The organism is Ruegeria sp. G2 (assembly GCF_056533505.1).
Window position 1 is genome coordinate 1 of record NZ_JBQFON010000001.1, and the last position, 13,981, is coordinate 13,981.

Sequence of the window (13,981 nt, forward strand, 5' to 3'; positions counted from 1 at the left end):
GCTCGATTTCATCGCGCTGGCGGCCCAACTCGGATGTGATCGAGCCAAATAGCTCGGGGTCACGATCGGCAAGGGATTGGGTGAAGAAACCGGTATCACGAAGATTGGCGTTCATAATGGCTCCACAGGGCTGGGGTTTATCTGGCGGATTTCCTATCGGAAACGGTAGAATTCAGAAAGGCTGTAAAGCGACGAATTGGCCCGCTATGGCGTCAAGTCTGGCCTATTGCGGAAAGGTATGTTTGTTTCGGAACCAAATGTGCAGCACTGGAAACCATAAAACATGACCAAGAGAATCGCCTTTCTGGCCAGCGATGCCAAAGTGGCGCAAACTGCCCGAGACTCTCTTGTGGCGTGTTATGGAAATGCGGCACCCAGGGATGCGGATGTGGTTGTCGCGCTGGGTGGGGATGGCTTCATGCTGCAAACGCTGCAGGGTATCCAGCATCTGAATACACCAGTCTACGGCATGAACCGCGGGACCATCGGGTTTCTGATGAACGAATATGCCGAGACCGATCTGATGGCTCGGCTTGCCGAGGCAGAGGAAGAGGTCGTCAACCCATTGGCAATGACCGCAATGGATCAGTCTGGCCAAAAACACGAAGCGCTGGCGATCAACGAGGTGTCGCTGTTGCGTGCAGGACCGCAAGCAGCGCAACTCAGGATTAGTGTGGATGGGCGTGTTCGCATGGCCGAGCTTGTGTGTGATGGCGCATTACTCGCCACGCCTGCGGGTTCAACGGCTTATAACTACTCTGCGCATGGACCTATTGTTCCGATTGGCGCAGACGTGTTGGCGCTGACACCCATCGCGGCATTTCGCCCGCGAAGGTGGCGCGGTGCTTTGCTGCCGAAAATGGCAAAAGTCAGGTTCGACGTGATCGATGCTGACAAGCGCCCGGTCATCGTTGCGGCTGATTCAATCTCTTTTCCAGATATCGACTGGGTCGAAATTAGGTCTGAAACAAGCATCCAACACCGGATACTTTTTGATCCGGGGCATGGATTGGAGGAGCGACTGATTTCCGAGCAGTTCACATAAATGTGAGCGAATTGATAAATTTCCTGTCGTTTGTGTGAACCAGTTCACATGCACACCGATAATGGTTTGTTAACTTCAACTTGCCCGGAGAACACGCCAAGGTGGAAGTGAGTGGCCATCTGACGGTGTTTTCGAATATTGCGCAGTTTTTGCGCTGGCGAGGGTGGGTGGTGCTACGCTCGTCTTCTGAAATCCGGGCATATTTTATTATGCGGACCCCGGGCACAAAACCCCGGGGTCAATTTTTTGTAGCAAGCTGCTACATAGGCACAAGTTGGACCTAATTGCTCATTTGCTCCCATAAAATCGGGGCCATCTGCCCGACGCGCTCTTCGATGGCGGCTGCGGCATCTACGGCCATATCTTCGCGCCAGCGCTGGGCAGCGATCTGAATGTTGATCGGTTGGGGGCCATTCGGCAATTCCGCAAGGCGTGCGGGAACGCTGGCAGCGGGCAACCCCAGAAAGTTCATCGCATAAGAATATACTGCACAGCCCAGCACCTCATGAACACCCTCCGCGCCTTCGGTGTCTCGATCAGGCTTGAAAAATGGCTGCGGCAGAAATGGAGACAGGACTAACGGATAATCCTGCAGGAACAATGACCATTCGCGCGCATGGTGGCTGCGCTGCGCAAGGGCCTGAATCAGATCGTCTCCGACAATCGGGGGAAACTCTTGGAAATAAACTTCAAAAATATCGCGGATGGTTTGCGATCCGGCAGCTTCGATATCACCTTTCATCAGGGTCAGCACCTCGCCCATCAGCGCGCGGTAGCCCAACCGGCCGCATTCGAACACATCTGGCGGATCAATCTCTTCAACCAGATATCCGGCATCGATTAAGGCGTCCCGTGCCGTATCCAGCGCCTTGTCTACTTCTGGATGCAATGCGTAGCCGAACGTGTTTTTTGTGAAGGCGACCTTAATCGGTCCGTCTTGCATATTGCCGCGCCAGGGCAGGTGTACGTGAAAGGGATCCCGAAGGTCTGGTTCAATCAGGCTCGGCATAGACAGGTGTAAATCTGCGGCCGTTCGGGTAATCACCCCCTGAACCGACATCGACTGCGCCAGCATTCCCCGCTCGGCCTTTTGGCTTGGGTTCCACGCGGGCACGCGGCCAAGCCCCGGTTTCACGGTGACAGCACCATTGGCTGCGGCGGGAAAACGCAGGCTACCACCGATATCGTTGCCATGACCCAGCGCGCCTATTCCCGCCATAACGGCCGCACCGGCACCACCGGATGATCCGCCGGGTGAGATATGGCGGCCCCAAGGATTATGGGTGCGCCCATGAAGCGAGTTGTCCGTATCAGCACGGAATGAAAATTCGGGGGTATTGGTCCGCCCGATGACAATCGCACCTGCTTTATGCAAGTTTGAGACCACAGGAGCATCATCTGGTGCAATGACATCCTTCAGGGCCACCACGCCATTGGTGGTTGCATGATCTTTCTGGTCCACATTCACCTTGATCGTAACCGGAACACCATGCAGGGGACCAGCCAAAGCACCATCACGACGGGAACGGTCAAGAGCGGATGCACGCTCCATCGCCTCCGCACCAAGATCTTCCACAACTGCATTCAACTCGGGGTTCACTTGGTGCATACGCGCCAATGCATCCTTGACGACTTCCTCCGCGCTCAGATCGCCCTTTTTTGTTAGAACAGTCAGTTCGGTCGCACTCAGACGCCAAATCTCGCCGTTTGTCATGCTCGTCCTCCTCACTTCAACCTGCGGGGAGGCGTGACCAATGACAAGCCCCAGTAAGACAAAACGGATCCGCCCTTCATCTGGCCGAAAATATCCCGGAGCGCGAGGCAGAGTCTCGCATTCGCGCTTCAGCACAAATCAAGTGCGCCATTTTGGTGCACTGTTGGGTTCCATTGCAAAGTTACTGCGCGTAACCGATGGTTTGCAGGGCCGATTTGATCTCGTCCAGAATGACTGGATCATCGATGGTGGCAGGCATCTTGTATTCATTGCCATCCGCAATCGACACCATCGTGCCTCGCAGGATCTTGCCCGATCGCGTCTTGGGTAGGCGATCTACCACCACCGCATTCTTAAACGCAGCGACAGGCCCGATTTTGTCCCGGACCATCTTGACCACATCCGCCACCACATCCTGGTGGTTCCGTTCAGATCCGGCATTGAGGCACAAGAATCCAACCGGCATTTGCCCTTTTAGTTGGTCCGACACGCCAATCACGGCACATTCTGCCACATCGGGGTGCGCAGCCAGCACCTCTTCCATCCCGCCAGTCGACAAACGGTGGCCAGCAACGTTGATGACATCATCGGTGCGCGCCATGATATAAAGATAACCGTCTTCGTCGATCATGCCTGCGTCACCGGTCTCGTAGTAGCCTGGGAAATGCTCCAGATACGACTTCTTGAACCGCGCCTCGGCGTTCCAGAGGGTCGGCAGCGTACCTGGGGGCAATGGCAGCTTGACCGCGATAGCTCCCAATTCACCTGGTTTCATGGGATGGCCACCTTCGTCCAGAATTTGAACGTCATAGCCTGGCATGGGCTTGGCAGGTGAACCCAATTTGATCGGAAGTTCCTCGATACCAAGTGGATTACCCGCGATTGTCCATCCGGTTTCGGTTTGCCACCAATGATCGATGACCGGGACATTCAACGCATCCTGCGCCCAGATGATGGTGTCCGGGTCGGCCCTCTCACCCGCAAGAAATAGCGCCTTCAGTTGCGAGAGGTCGTATTTCGACATCAACTCCCCATTGGGGTCTTCGCGTTTGACGGCGCGAATGGCTGTCGGGGCCGTGAAAAAACTTTTGACCTTATGTTCGGAGATCACGCGCCAGAAGGTGCCAGCGTCTGGCGTGCCAACGGGTTTGCCTTCGAACACAATCGTCGTATTGCCATGGATCAGCGGAGCGTAGCAGATATAGGAATGCCCCACGACCCAGCCCACATCTGACGCTGCCCAGAATACGTCACCTGGGTCGACATTGTAGATGTTCTTCATCGTCCAATTCAGCGCGACCAGATGGCCAGCGGTCGGGCGCACGACACCCTTTGGAGCTCCGGTGGTGCCCGAGGTATACAGAATATACGCCGGATCGTTGCCGTTTACAGGCACGCATTCTGCAGGTTCAGTTCCGTATTGGAACCCATGCCAATTGACATCGCGCCCTTCGATAAGTTGTGCAACCTCCTGTTCACGTTGGAAGATTACGCAGAGCTCGGGTTTGTGGCTGGCAAGATCGATCGCGCCATCCAACAGCGGTTTGTAGTGCACGACACGACCCGGTTCCATCCCGCATGAGGCGGCGATGATCGCCTTGGGTTTCGCATCATCAATGCGCACCGCGAGTTCGTTGCTGGCAAAGCCGCCAAACACCACCGAGTGCACTGCACCAAGGCGGGCGCAGGCCAGCATGGCCTCCAACGCTTCGGGGATCATCGGCATATAGATGATGACCCGGTCCCCTTTCTCAACTCCTTTCGCGCGGAGCGCACCGGCCAGATTGGCGACCCTGTTGCGCAGCTCGACGTAGGAGATTTCGCGTTTGGTATGTGTGATGGGACTGTCATAGATGATCGCGGTCTGCTCGCCACGACCGTTTTCCACATGCCGGTCGACTGCGTTCCAGCACGTATTTACCTTGGCATCGCTGAACCATTCATAGAGAGGCGCATTGTCGTCGAACAGAGCTTTGCTGGGCTCTTGAACCCAGTCGATCCCTTTTGCCGCATCCATCCAGAATGCTTCGGGGTCGTTCTTCCAGCTCTCGTAGACGTCCTGATATGCCATGATGGCCTCCTCCCAAATTCCTCGCGTTTTGTGTTAGGCGCCGAGGGTGCCTCGGGCAAGCGACGCGGAATGCGGCGCGTCAGTTTATCGCAAAATCTTTGCAGAACCTTTCAGATTGGACTGCAAAGTTTTGCAAATTCTCTGATATTTATGACCTTCTAGTTGATCCATCTAAGGTTTTGCAAATCTGCTAACTCGCCGCTGCAAAAGCGACAGTGCCAATAGAATCAACTTGGGCAACTGGTCCGGAGCCCGGTCGTGAGTATCCTCATACCGCCGCGCCCAGATTACCCGTAATGAGCCACTGGCGTTCCGGCGATGGCCGCCATGTTCAACAGCCCCCGGGCAGTGATTGATGGCGTTACGATATGGGCTTTGTTTCCCATCCCCATCAAGATCGGCCCCACCTCTAATCCGTCCGCTTTCATCTTGAGGATATTACGCACCCCGCTTGCTGCATCCGCGTGTGCGAAAATCAGGACATTCGCAGCGCCATCCATACGCGAGTTCGGGAAAATACGTGCACGCAATTCAGGATCAAGGGCCAGGTCCAAGTTCATCTCGCCCTCATAGCTGAAATCGCGCGGCTCAGAATCGAGGATCTCAAGGCCCGCCCGAAGGCGCTTGCCCGATCCCTCTGCCTGATTGCCGAACTGCGATTGCGAACAGAATGCAATCTTCGGCTCCAGTCCGAACCGCCGCACGTGACGGGCTGCGCCGATGGTTGTTTCGGCGAGTTCCTCGGGGGTGGGCAGTTGCCGTACATGCGTGTCGGCGATGAATAGGGGGCCGTCTTCCAGAATCATAAGTGAAAGCGCGCCGTGCGGGCGTAAATCGCCATCATCCAGAACTTGCTCAACATAATTGAGATGCCAGCGGTATTCGCCGAATGTACCGCAGATCATGCTGTCAGCCTCGCCGCGATGCACCATGATCGCCGCAATTGCAGTATTGTTGGTGCGCATGATGGCTTTTGCGAGGTCCGGAGTGACCCCCCGCCGCTGCATGATCTGGTGATATGAGTTCCAGTAGTCGTAGTAGCGCGGATCGTCCTGCGGGTTCACAATCTGGAAATCCTGCCCCGGACGAACTGTCAGCCCCAGTCGTTCGCATCGTGCGTCGATTACGTCCGGGCGACCAATCAGGATCGGGGTTTCTGTGGTTTCTTCCAAAATAGCCTGTGCTGCACGCAATACCCGCTCGTCCTCGCCTTCTGCAAAAACGATCCGCCGGGAAGCAACTGCAGCGGCTTCAAATACTGGCCGCATCAGAAGAGCCGATTTGAACACAGTCTGATTCAGCCGTTCTTTATAGGCCTCGAGGTCATCAATGGGCCGTTTTGCGACCCCACTTTTCATGGCTGCTTGCGCAACAGATGACGAAACGACTCCGACGAGGCGCGGGTCGAAAGGTTTGGGAATCAGATAATCCGGCCCAAAGGTCAACTGCTCACCCTTGTAGGCTGCCGCAGCTTCAGCGCTGGTTGTCGCACGGGCCATGTCGGCAATTCCGTCGACGCAGGCGATTTGCATCTCGTCATTGATTTCAGTCGCACCAACATCCAGGGCACCCCGGAAGATGAACGGGAAACACAAGACATTGTTCACCTGGTTCGGGAAATCGCTGCGGCCGGTTGCAATGATCGCATCTGGCGCAACTTCGCGTGCCGCTTGTGGCAGGATTTCCGGAGTTGGGTTGGCCAATGCAAAGATGATCGGGGTTTTAGCCATCTTTTCAACCATCTCGGGCTTCAACACGTTCGGTCCACTCAGCCCCAGGAACAGATCGGCATCCGGGATCACATCATCCAGAGTGCGCAGATCGGTTTTTTGGGCAAACTGGTCCTTGTGCGGGTTCATATCCTCGGCGCGGCCCTCATAGACCAGACCGTGAATGTCGCACAGCCAGATATTCTCGCGTTTGACCCCAAGCTTCACCAACATGCTGAGGCAGGCGATCCCTGCGGCGCCACCACCGGTTGAGACAACTTTGATATCCTCAAACTTCTTGCCTGCCACATGCAGGGCGTTCTTGGCAGCGGCCCCAACAACGATCGCGGTGCCGTGCTGGTCGTCGTGAAAGACGGGGATATTCATCCGCTCTCGGCACAGTTTTTCAACAATGAAACAATCCGGTGCCTTGATGTCTTCAAGGTTGATCGCGCCAAAAGTCGGTTCCAACGCGCAGACGATATCCGCCAGTTTTTCGGGGTCAGGCTGATCCACCTCGATGTCAAAACAGTCGATGCCAGCGAATTTTTTGAATAGGACCGCCTTGCCTTCCATCACTGGCTTTGATGCCAGAGCACCTATGTCGCCGAGCCCCAGAACCGCAGTGCCGTTCGAAACAACAGCCACCAGATTGCCGCGCGCGGTATATTTTTCGGCATTGGCTGCGTCGCTTTTGATCTCGAGGCTGGCTTCGGCCACTCCTGGCGAATAAGCGCGTGCAAGGTCCCGGCCGTTTGCCATCGGCTTCGTGGCCTTGATCTCAAGCTTTCCGGGCTTTGGATGGGCATGATATTCAAGCGCAGCCTGTCGCAGGTTCGGTGTGTCAGACATCGGCAATTCAACTCCGTTCCAATATTCGTTTGATGGTTAAACCATTTCTCAACGCTTGGCTATGTCGCCTCGGATTGCTGTCGAAATAAGGTCTCACGGATACGTTAAGGGGTCGCTGGTTGAGATTTGATGCTTTGCTTCTATGTACAGTCGATTCCCGACTATCTAACGGGCCTCAGAAGCGACGGATCTGATCATGCGCAATAAAAACAAAGCTTGTGCTGACGCGCAAATGGCCACCGCTTTTGACAGGCTTGGCACCAAAGGGGGTGCCTTGGTTGGTTCGCTTGCTTTGGCTGTCGTTCTGCTTTGCGTGGCCATGATCTGGCCTTTGCAGGCCGCAGCATTCAACCAAGAGGGCGGCTTGATCGAGACAATTTCAGCCACTGCGTTGCTGACTGCCGGGCTGGTCGCGCTGGTGCGTTTTCCAGGCCTCTCGCGCTTATATATTGCACTTATATGCCTACTGTTGGCCGAGCGCGAGCTGGAAGCAGAGGCCTACACCGAAGGCAGCGTACTTTTCGTCGTGCTAGAATGGCTGGATTTACTGCTTGATGCGACCACAGTCCGGATCGCTTTGGGCGTGATTGTCATTGGTGGTTTGCTTTGGCACGGGATACCAAACGGAGTACGGGCACTTAAGATCCGCGCACCATTTCTGACGGTATTTGTCCTAGCCGGAAGTGTTGCGGTACTGGCGCAGATACTCGAAGAAGTCAGTGGATTTTTCTCGGAAGGCCTTTCGGTCACGATGGCTACACGCCTGTTCGTGCTGGAAGAAACGCTTGAAATGTACTTTTCAATTGGCATTTTGGCCGCTGTTCTGATCGGATGGCCAAAAATCAGATCCGAAGAGATACAGAATGACAAGCGATCCGAAAGACTTCCAGACGCGCGCTGAAATCCGCCTGCCGACGCAGGAACTCCGCAACGATATTCCGTTCTATACCAAGGTGCTGGGGATGCGGATGGACATGATCTATCCAGCCGACGATCCAAATACCGCTGTGTTTTCCGGACATGGTTTACGTTTGCGGATCGAGAAAGACGCATCCGGGTCTCCTGGGACCTTGCGCATTTTGACGTCTGACCCCGACAGGTTCGCTGACGGCCAGCGCAGTCTTGTCGCACCAAATGGCACCCGGATCGAAATAGAGGAACTGGATCCACCGCTGGTTATGCCGGAAACGGTTCATTCATTTGTTGTTCGCCGCCTCAAAGATCAGGCGCCTTGGATCATCGGGCGGGCAGGGATGCATTATCGCGATCTGGTGCCTGACAGGTTGGGCGGTTCGATCATCGCCAGTCATATCCGCATTCCCGATGGCGGCCCGGTGCCGGACATGGTGCATTTTCACAAGGTCGGGTTTCAGCTTATCTTCTGCATCCACGGTTGGGTGGATGTGGTTTACGAGGATCAGGGTGAGAAAATGCGCCTGACAGCGGGTGATTGCTTTATTCAACCGCCCGAAATCCGTCACCGAGTGCTTGAGGCATCGGACAACGTGCAGGTGATCGAGATTGGTGTACCGGCTGAACATGTGACCGAGATCGACCACGAGATGGACCTGCCAACACCACACTTCCGACCGGACCGGGAATGGCAGGGCCAACGGTTTGTTTATAATCAGGCCAAAGACGCGGTGTGGATACCTTTCCGTCTGCCCGGATATGTCTGTCGCGACACAACCATTGCCGAAAACACCAAGGGTGTCGCGGGTGTGCAGGTCTTCCGTCGCGGGCAAGGTCAGCCAGAGTGGGCCAGCCACGATACTGATATCCACTTTACCTTTGTGATGGATGGCGAGGTCACACTTGAGGGTGAGGGGCGCGAACCCTATCGGCTGGAACAGGGCGACGCCTTCGTCATTCCACCTGGCATGAGAACTCGTTTGTCTGATCCAACTGACGATGTCGAATTGTTGGAAGTAACGCTGCCCGGCACATTCAACACGACCTTGGGCTAAATGCTTGTGATTATCCGCGCTCGGGGGCTTCAAATTCCCCGGCGCTTTCATTTAGGGTATGACATTCTGACCAAGTGATCAAAAATTGGGAATCGTCATGTCTTTGAAAGATGCTGCTTTGGCTGTTCGTGAAAATGCGCACGCGCCTTATTCGAATTTCAAGGTCGGGGCGGCGATCCGGACAAGTTCTGGAGCGGTTTACACCGGCTGCAATGTCGAAAACGTAGCCTACCCGGAAGGCACCTGTGCCGAGGCCGGGGCGATTGCCGCGATGATCGCCGCAGGCGACAAAGAACTGACTGAAGTTTACGTGGTTGCCAGCAGTCCGCATCCGGTGCCACCCTGCGGCGGCTGCCGTCAGAAACTGGCTGAATTCGGAAAAGGCGATGTGGTGGTCACTATGGCGACTGCCGATGGTCTTGAAACCAAAACCACAATAGCTGATCTGTTGCCGGGTGCATTTGGTGCTGCGCATATGAGGGACACTTGATCAGATGGATGCGCGTTCGATTATCGCCAAGCTTCGCCGTAACGAGATACCGACATCAGCCGAATTGCATTGGTTCGCACAGGGGTTGGCTGATGGTGGCGTAAGTGACGCGCAGGCGGGAGCCTTTGCCATGGCGGTCTGCATGGGTGGGCTGGGGGCTCAGGGCAGGGCTGATTTGACGGTTGCCATGCGTGACAGCGGTGAGGTGCTGAACTGGGATGTTGATGGCCCGGTGATCGACAAACACTCGACTGGTGGAGTCGGGGATTGCGTCAGCCTGGTTCTCGCACCGGCCCTAGCCGAATGCGGGGCCTATGTACCAATGATCTCGGGCAGGGGGCTGGGCCACACCGGCGGCACTTTGGACAAACTCGAAGCGATCCCCGGCGTGACAACACAGATCGGCCAGACAAGGCTGGCGCAGATACTGAATGAGACCGGCGCTGCGATTGTCGGCGCTACGGGGCAGATCGCACCGGCGGATAAACGGCTGTACGCGATCCGCGATGTGACGGCGACGGTGGAAAGCCTTGATCTGATCACTGCGTCGATCCTGTCAAAGAAGCTGGCCGCCAGCCCGGATGCGCTGGTGCTGGACGTCAAGGTGGGCAGCGGGGCGTTCATGAAGACGTTGGATGAGGCGCGCAAGCTTGCTCGGGCGCTGACCGAAACTGCAAATACCGCTGGGTGCCGGACCTCAGCGGTGATCACCGACATGAATCAACCGCTTGCGCCAGCACTTGGCAACGCGCTGGAAGTTGCCGAAGTGATGAAAGTCATGACCAGTGGTCAATCCTCACCTTTGGCCGAAATATCTGCTGAACTGGGTGGCGTGTTGATGGCAGATGCGGGCATGTGCGCATCGGCGGAAGAAGGCCGGGCGCGGATCGCAGAAGTAATACGTGACGGGCGCGCCGCCGAACGGTTTGGCCGCATGATGGCCGCTGTCGGAGGACCTGTGCACTTCGTCGATACCTGGGCGCGATTCCTGCCCGAAGCAAACGTGATCCAAGAGGTGCCTGCGCCCCGCGATGGCTACATCTCTGCGATAGATGGTGAGGCACTAGGACTGGCGGTGGTTGCCCTGGGTGGTGGACGCCAGGTTGAGAGTGATGAGATCGACCCGGCGGTTGGATTGTCGGATATCTTGCGGTTGGGTCAGCACGTTCAGAAGGGCGCGCCATTGGCCGTGGTCCACGCAGCCCGAGAAGATGCAGCGCGACTTGCGTCCGAGGCGGTATTGAATGCCGTAGCGCTTGGCGATGCGCCAGTAGAACAACCTCCGCATATACACGAAAGGATCAGCGCGTGAGCCGCGCTTTCCTTGTTGTTATGGATTCGGTTGGTATCGGCGGCGCGCCAGATGCCAATCAGTTCTACAACGGCACCACGCCCGATACGGGTGCAAACACGGTGGCTCATATTGCGCAGGCCTGTGCCGAAGGGCGCGCAGAAGAAGGACGCTCCGGCCCATTGCATTTGCCAAATCTCGACGCTCTGGGACTGGGCGCTGCAACGCGACTGGCCTCAAATGATGTCACGCCGGGGTTAGAAGCCAAACCAACAGGTCTCTGGGGATGCGCGCGAGAGTATTCACCGGGCAAGGACACGCCCTCTGGCCATTGGGAATTGGCAGGCGTTCCGGTGCCGTGGGACTGGCACTATTTCCCGGATACGACACCTGCCTTTCCCGCCGAGCTGAGCCGGGCAGCGGCGCAGGCTGCAGGTACCGTTGGCATTCTGGGCGATTGCCACGCTTCTGGCACGGCGATCATCGCTGAATTGGGGGCTGAGCATATGCGAACCGGCTGGCCGATCTGCTATACATCTGCCGACAGTGTGTTCCAGATTGCCGCACATGAGGAGAGCTTTGGCCTCGACCGTTTGCTGGATCTGTGCAAGGTGCTTGCGCCGCAGCTTCACGAAATGAAAGTTGGCCGTGTGATAGCTCGGCCATTCACCGGAACACCGGAAACTGGATTTACCCGCACCACCAACCGCAAGGATTTTGCCATCGTACCCCCAAGCCCGGTGCTGACAAACTGGGCGCAGGACGCGGGTCGGCACGTGTATGCAGTTGGCAAGATCGGCGACATCTTCTCGATGCAGGGGATCGACTCGTTGCGCAAAGGTTCGGATGCCGAACTGATGGCCCACCTTTCTGATCTGGTGGATGAGGCCGAAGACGGCAGCCTGACATTTGCCAACTTCGTCGAGTTCGACAGCATCTATGGCCACCGTAGGGATATCAGCGGCTATGCCCGCGCGTTGGAGTGGTTTGACCGCGAGTTGGGTGCCATCCTTCAAAAATTGCTCCCCGACGACCTGATGCTGCTAACCGCCGATCATGGCAATGATCCCAGCTGGATCGGAACCGATCACACGCGCGAACAAGTGCCGGTATTGATTGCCGGACATGGCACAGGTGAAATCGGCCGGATCAACTTTGCCGATGTCGCTGCCAGTATCGCGCATCACCTGAATATCCCGGCGCAAGGACCGGGGCGGAGTTTTCTATGACAGCGGCTGACCAACCCAAGATCGAACTTCACCTGCATCACGAAGGTGCAGCGCCCCCCGCCTTTATTCGCCAGTTGGCCCATGAAAAGCGCGTGGATCTAAGCGGGATTTTCAAACCCGATGGCTCGTATGATTTTCGCGACTTTGCACATTTCCTCAGTGTCTACGAGGCTGCCTGCGAGGTTCTGAAATCGCCAGAGGATTTTCGCCGATTGACGTTGGCCATTCTCGAAGAGAGCGCAGCCAACGGGGTGGTGTATTCTGAAACTTTCCTTAGCCCCGATTTTTGCGGCGGAGGAGATTTGCATGCATGGAAGGACTATTTGACCGCGATCCAGGATGCCGCTGATGAGGCCGAGCGCAAATTCGGGGTTACGCTGCGCGGTGTCGTGACCTGTGTGCGCCATTTCGGACCCGAGCAAGCCAAGCGCAGTGCACATTGTGCGGCCGAAACTGCTGGGAACTGGATCACCGGATTTGGCATGGGCGGCAATGAATCCGTCGGAACGCAGGGTGATTTCAAATGGTCCTTTGAGTGCGCGCGCGAGGCAGGGCTGCAGTTGACCACACATGCCGGTGAATTTGGGGGTCCCGATAGTGTGCGGGACGCAATTCGCGATTTGGGGGTCGAGCGTGTGGGCCATGGTGTCCGTGCCATCGAAGACCCGGACCTTGTGCATGAACTGATCGACCGAGATATCACGTTGGAAGTGTGTCCGGGCTCGAACGTGGTTCTTGGCCTATTCCCCGATTTCGCGGCGCATCCCATTGCGAAACTGCGCGATGCAGGTGTCAAAGTGACCGTGTCTACTGACGATCCACCGTTTTTCCATACCACGATGCGGCGCGAATATGAGATGTTGGGTGCAGCATTCGGCTGGCAAGCCGAAGATTTTGCCGCCCTTAATGTAACGGCCCTTAATGCGGCCTTTTGTGATGAAGAGACCCGCGCGCGGGTCAAGAGAAGACTGGAGACATCATGAGCGATCACCTGACCGTCGTCGACCACCCGCTGGTGCAGCATAAACTGACGCTCATGCGGGACAAGGGCACCTCGACCGCCGTGTTCCGGCAGTTGTTGCGCGAGATCACGTTGCTGTTGGCCTATGAGGTCACCCGCGAGATGTCGCTGACGACGCGCCACATCGAAACCCCGATGGAAGAGATGGACGCACCCATATTGGCGGGCAAGAAGCTTGCGTTGGTTTCGATCCTGAGGGCCGGAAACGGGATGCTGGACGGGGTGTTGGAGCTGATCCCCTCGGCGCGGGTCGGCTTTGTGGGTCTCTATCGCGATGAAGAGACGCTTAAACCTGTACAGTATTATTTCAAAGCGCCCGAAGGGCTGAAGGACCGTCTGGTCATTGCTGTTGATCCGATGCTGGCAACTGGCAACAGCTCGGCCGCAGCGATCGATCTGCTGAAAGAGCAGGGGGCCGCAGATATCCGTTTCCTTTGTCTTCTGGCTGCACCCGAAGGCGTGGCTCGCATGAAAGAGGCGCATCCGGATGTCAAAATAGTGACTGCGGCGCTGGATCGTGAGTTGAACTCCAAGGGCTACATCATGCCGGGCCTGGGCGATGCCGGGGATCGGATGTTCGGCACCAAATAGG

The 13,981-nt window shown here is 56.5% G+C and carries 11 protein-coding genes; 8 read left to right on the forward strand and 3 right to left on the reverse strand.

Annotated features, from left to right (window positions below; all coding sequences use genetic code 11):
• Positions 1-283: 283 nt before the first annotated feature.
• Positions 284-1,045, forward strand: a complete 762-nt coding sequence (locus ACR0DU_RS00005; protein ID WP_170468759.1) for an NAD kinase — start codon at positions 284-286, stop codon at positions 1,043-1,045.
• 280 nt (positions 1,046-1,325) lie between these two features.
• Here the strand turns inward: ACR0DU_RS00005 and ACR0DU_RS00010 are convergent, their stop codons facing one another.
• The 3 genes from ACR0DU_RS00010 to ACR0DU_RS00020 all read right to left on the reverse strand — a co-directional run bounded on the left by ACR0DU_RS00010 (position 1,326) and on the right by ACR0DU_RS00020 (position 7,391).
• A complete protein-coding gene (locus ACR0DU_RS00010) occupies positions 1,326-2,759 on the reverse strand; it encodes an amidase family protein (RefSeq protein ID WP_480871766.1) in 1,434 nt (477 codons plus the stop codon).
• Between the two features lie 181 nt (positions 2,760-2,940).
• Positions 2,941-4,830, reverse strand: a complete 1,890-nt coding sequence (gene prpE, locus ACR0DU_RS00015) for a propionate-CoA ligase PrpE (RefSeq protein WP_480871768.1) — start codon at positions 4,828-4,830, stop codon at positions 2,941-2,943.
• Between the two features lie 287 nt (positions 4,831-5,117).
• Entirely contained in the window at positions 5,118-7,391 is a 2,274-nt protein-coding gene (locus tag ACR0DU_RS00020) for an NADP-dependent malic enzyme (protein WP_170779286.1), read from the reverse strand.
• A gap of 196 nt (positions 7,392-7,587) precedes the next feature.
• Here ACR0DU_RS00020 and ACR0DU_RS00025 point away from each other — a divergent pair, with 196 nt between their 5' ends.
• The 7 genes from ACR0DU_RS00025 to upp all read left to right on the forward strand — a co-directional run bounded on the left by ACR0DU_RS00025 (position 7,588) and on the right by upp (position 13,980).
• Positions 7,588-8,292, forward strand: a complete 705-nt coding sequence (locus tag ACR0DU_RS00025; protein ID WP_480871770.1) for a hypothetical protein — start codon at positions 7,588-7,590, stop codon at positions 8,290-8,292.
• Entirely contained in the window at positions 8,255-9,358 is a 1,104-nt protein-coding gene (locus tag ACR0DU_RS00030) for a cupin domain-containing protein (protein ID WP_480871772.1), read from the forward strand. The genes ACR0DU_RS00025 and ACR0DU_RS00030 overlap by 38 nt, the downstream gene beginning before the upstream one ends.
• Before the next feature lie 97 nt (positions 9,359-9,455).
• Positions 9,456-9,848: a cytidine deaminase gene (locus tag ACR0DU_RS00035; RefSeq protein WP_480871774.1), complete on the forward strand. Its 393-nt coding sequence runs from the start codon at positions 9,456-9,458 to the stop codon at positions 9,846-9,848.
• A gap of 4 nt (positions 9,849-9,852) precedes the next feature.
• Positions 9,853-11,160, forward strand: coding sequence for a thymidine phosphorylase (locus tag ACR0DU_RS00040; protein WP_010438864.1), 1,308 nt, complete (start codon positions 9,853-9,855; stop codon positions 11,158-11,160).
• A complete protein-coding gene (locus ACR0DU_RS00045) occupies positions 11,157-12,368 on the forward strand; it encodes a phosphopentomutase (protein ID WP_480871776.1) in 1,212 nt (403 codons plus the stop codon). Before ACR0DU_RS00040 ends, ACR0DU_RS00045 begins: the two co-directional genes overlap by 4 nt.
• Complete coding sequence (locus tag ACR0DU_RS00050) at positions 12,365-13,351, forward strand: adenosine deaminase (protein WP_480871778.1); 987 nt, start codon at positions 12,365-12,367, stop codon at positions 13,349-13,351. The genes ACR0DU_RS00045 and ACR0DU_RS00050 overlap by 4 nt, the downstream gene beginning before the upstream one ends.
• On the forward strand, positions 13,348-13,980 hold the full coding sequence (gene upp / locus ACR0DU_RS00055; RefSeq protein ID WP_010438870.1) for a uracil phosphoribosyltransferase: 633 nt from the start codon (positions 13,348-13,350) through the stop codon (positions 13,978-13,980). The genes ACR0DU_RS00050 and upp overlap by 4 nt, the downstream gene beginning before the upstream one ends.
• Position 13,981: the final 1 nt, after the last annotated feature.

Excerpts from the sequence above, each read along its gene's own strand:
- prpE (WP_480871768.1), bottom strand. The coding sequence starts at position 4,830 with ATGGCATATCAGGACGTCTACGAGAGCTGGAAGAACGACCCCGAAGCA.
- ACR0DU_RS00050 (WP_480871778.1), top strand. The coding sequence starts at position 12,365 with ATGACAGCGGCTGACCAACCCAAGATCGAACTTCACCTGCATCACGAA.
- ACR0DU_RS00005 (WP_170468759.1), top strand. The coding sequence starts at position 284 with ATGACCAAGAGAATCGCCTTTCTGGCCAGCGATGCCAAAGTGGCGCAA.
- upp (WP_010438870.1), top strand. The coding sequence starts at position 13,348 with ATGAGCGATCACCTGACCGTCGTCGACCACCCGCTGGTGCAGCATAAA.
- ACR0DU_RS00035 (WP_480871774.1), top strand. The coding sequence starts at position 9,456 with ATGTCTTTGAAAGATGCTGCTTTGGCTGTTCGTGAAAATGCGCACGCG.
- ACR0DU_RS00010 (WP_480871766.1), bottom strand. The coding sequence starts at position 2,759 with ATGACAAACGGCGAGATTTGGCGTCTGAGTGCGACCGAACTGACTGTT.
- ACR0DU_RS00020 (WP_170779286.1), bottom strand. The coding sequence starts at position 7,391 with ATGTCTGACACACCGAACCTGCGACAGGCTGCGCTTGAATATCATGCC.
- ACR0DU_RS00030 (WP_480871772.1), top strand. The coding sequence starts at position 8,255 with ATGACAAGCGATCCGAAAGACTTCCAGACGCGCGCTGAAATCCGCCTG.
- ACR0DU_RS00025 (WP_480871770.1), top strand. The coding sequence starts at position 7,588 with ATGCGCAATAAAAACAAAGCTTGTGCTGACGCGCAAATGGCCACCGCT.
- ACR0DU_RS00040 (WP_010438864.1), top strand. The coding sequence starts at position 9,853 with ATGGATGCGCGTTCGATTATCGCCAAGCTTCGCCGTAACGAGATACCG.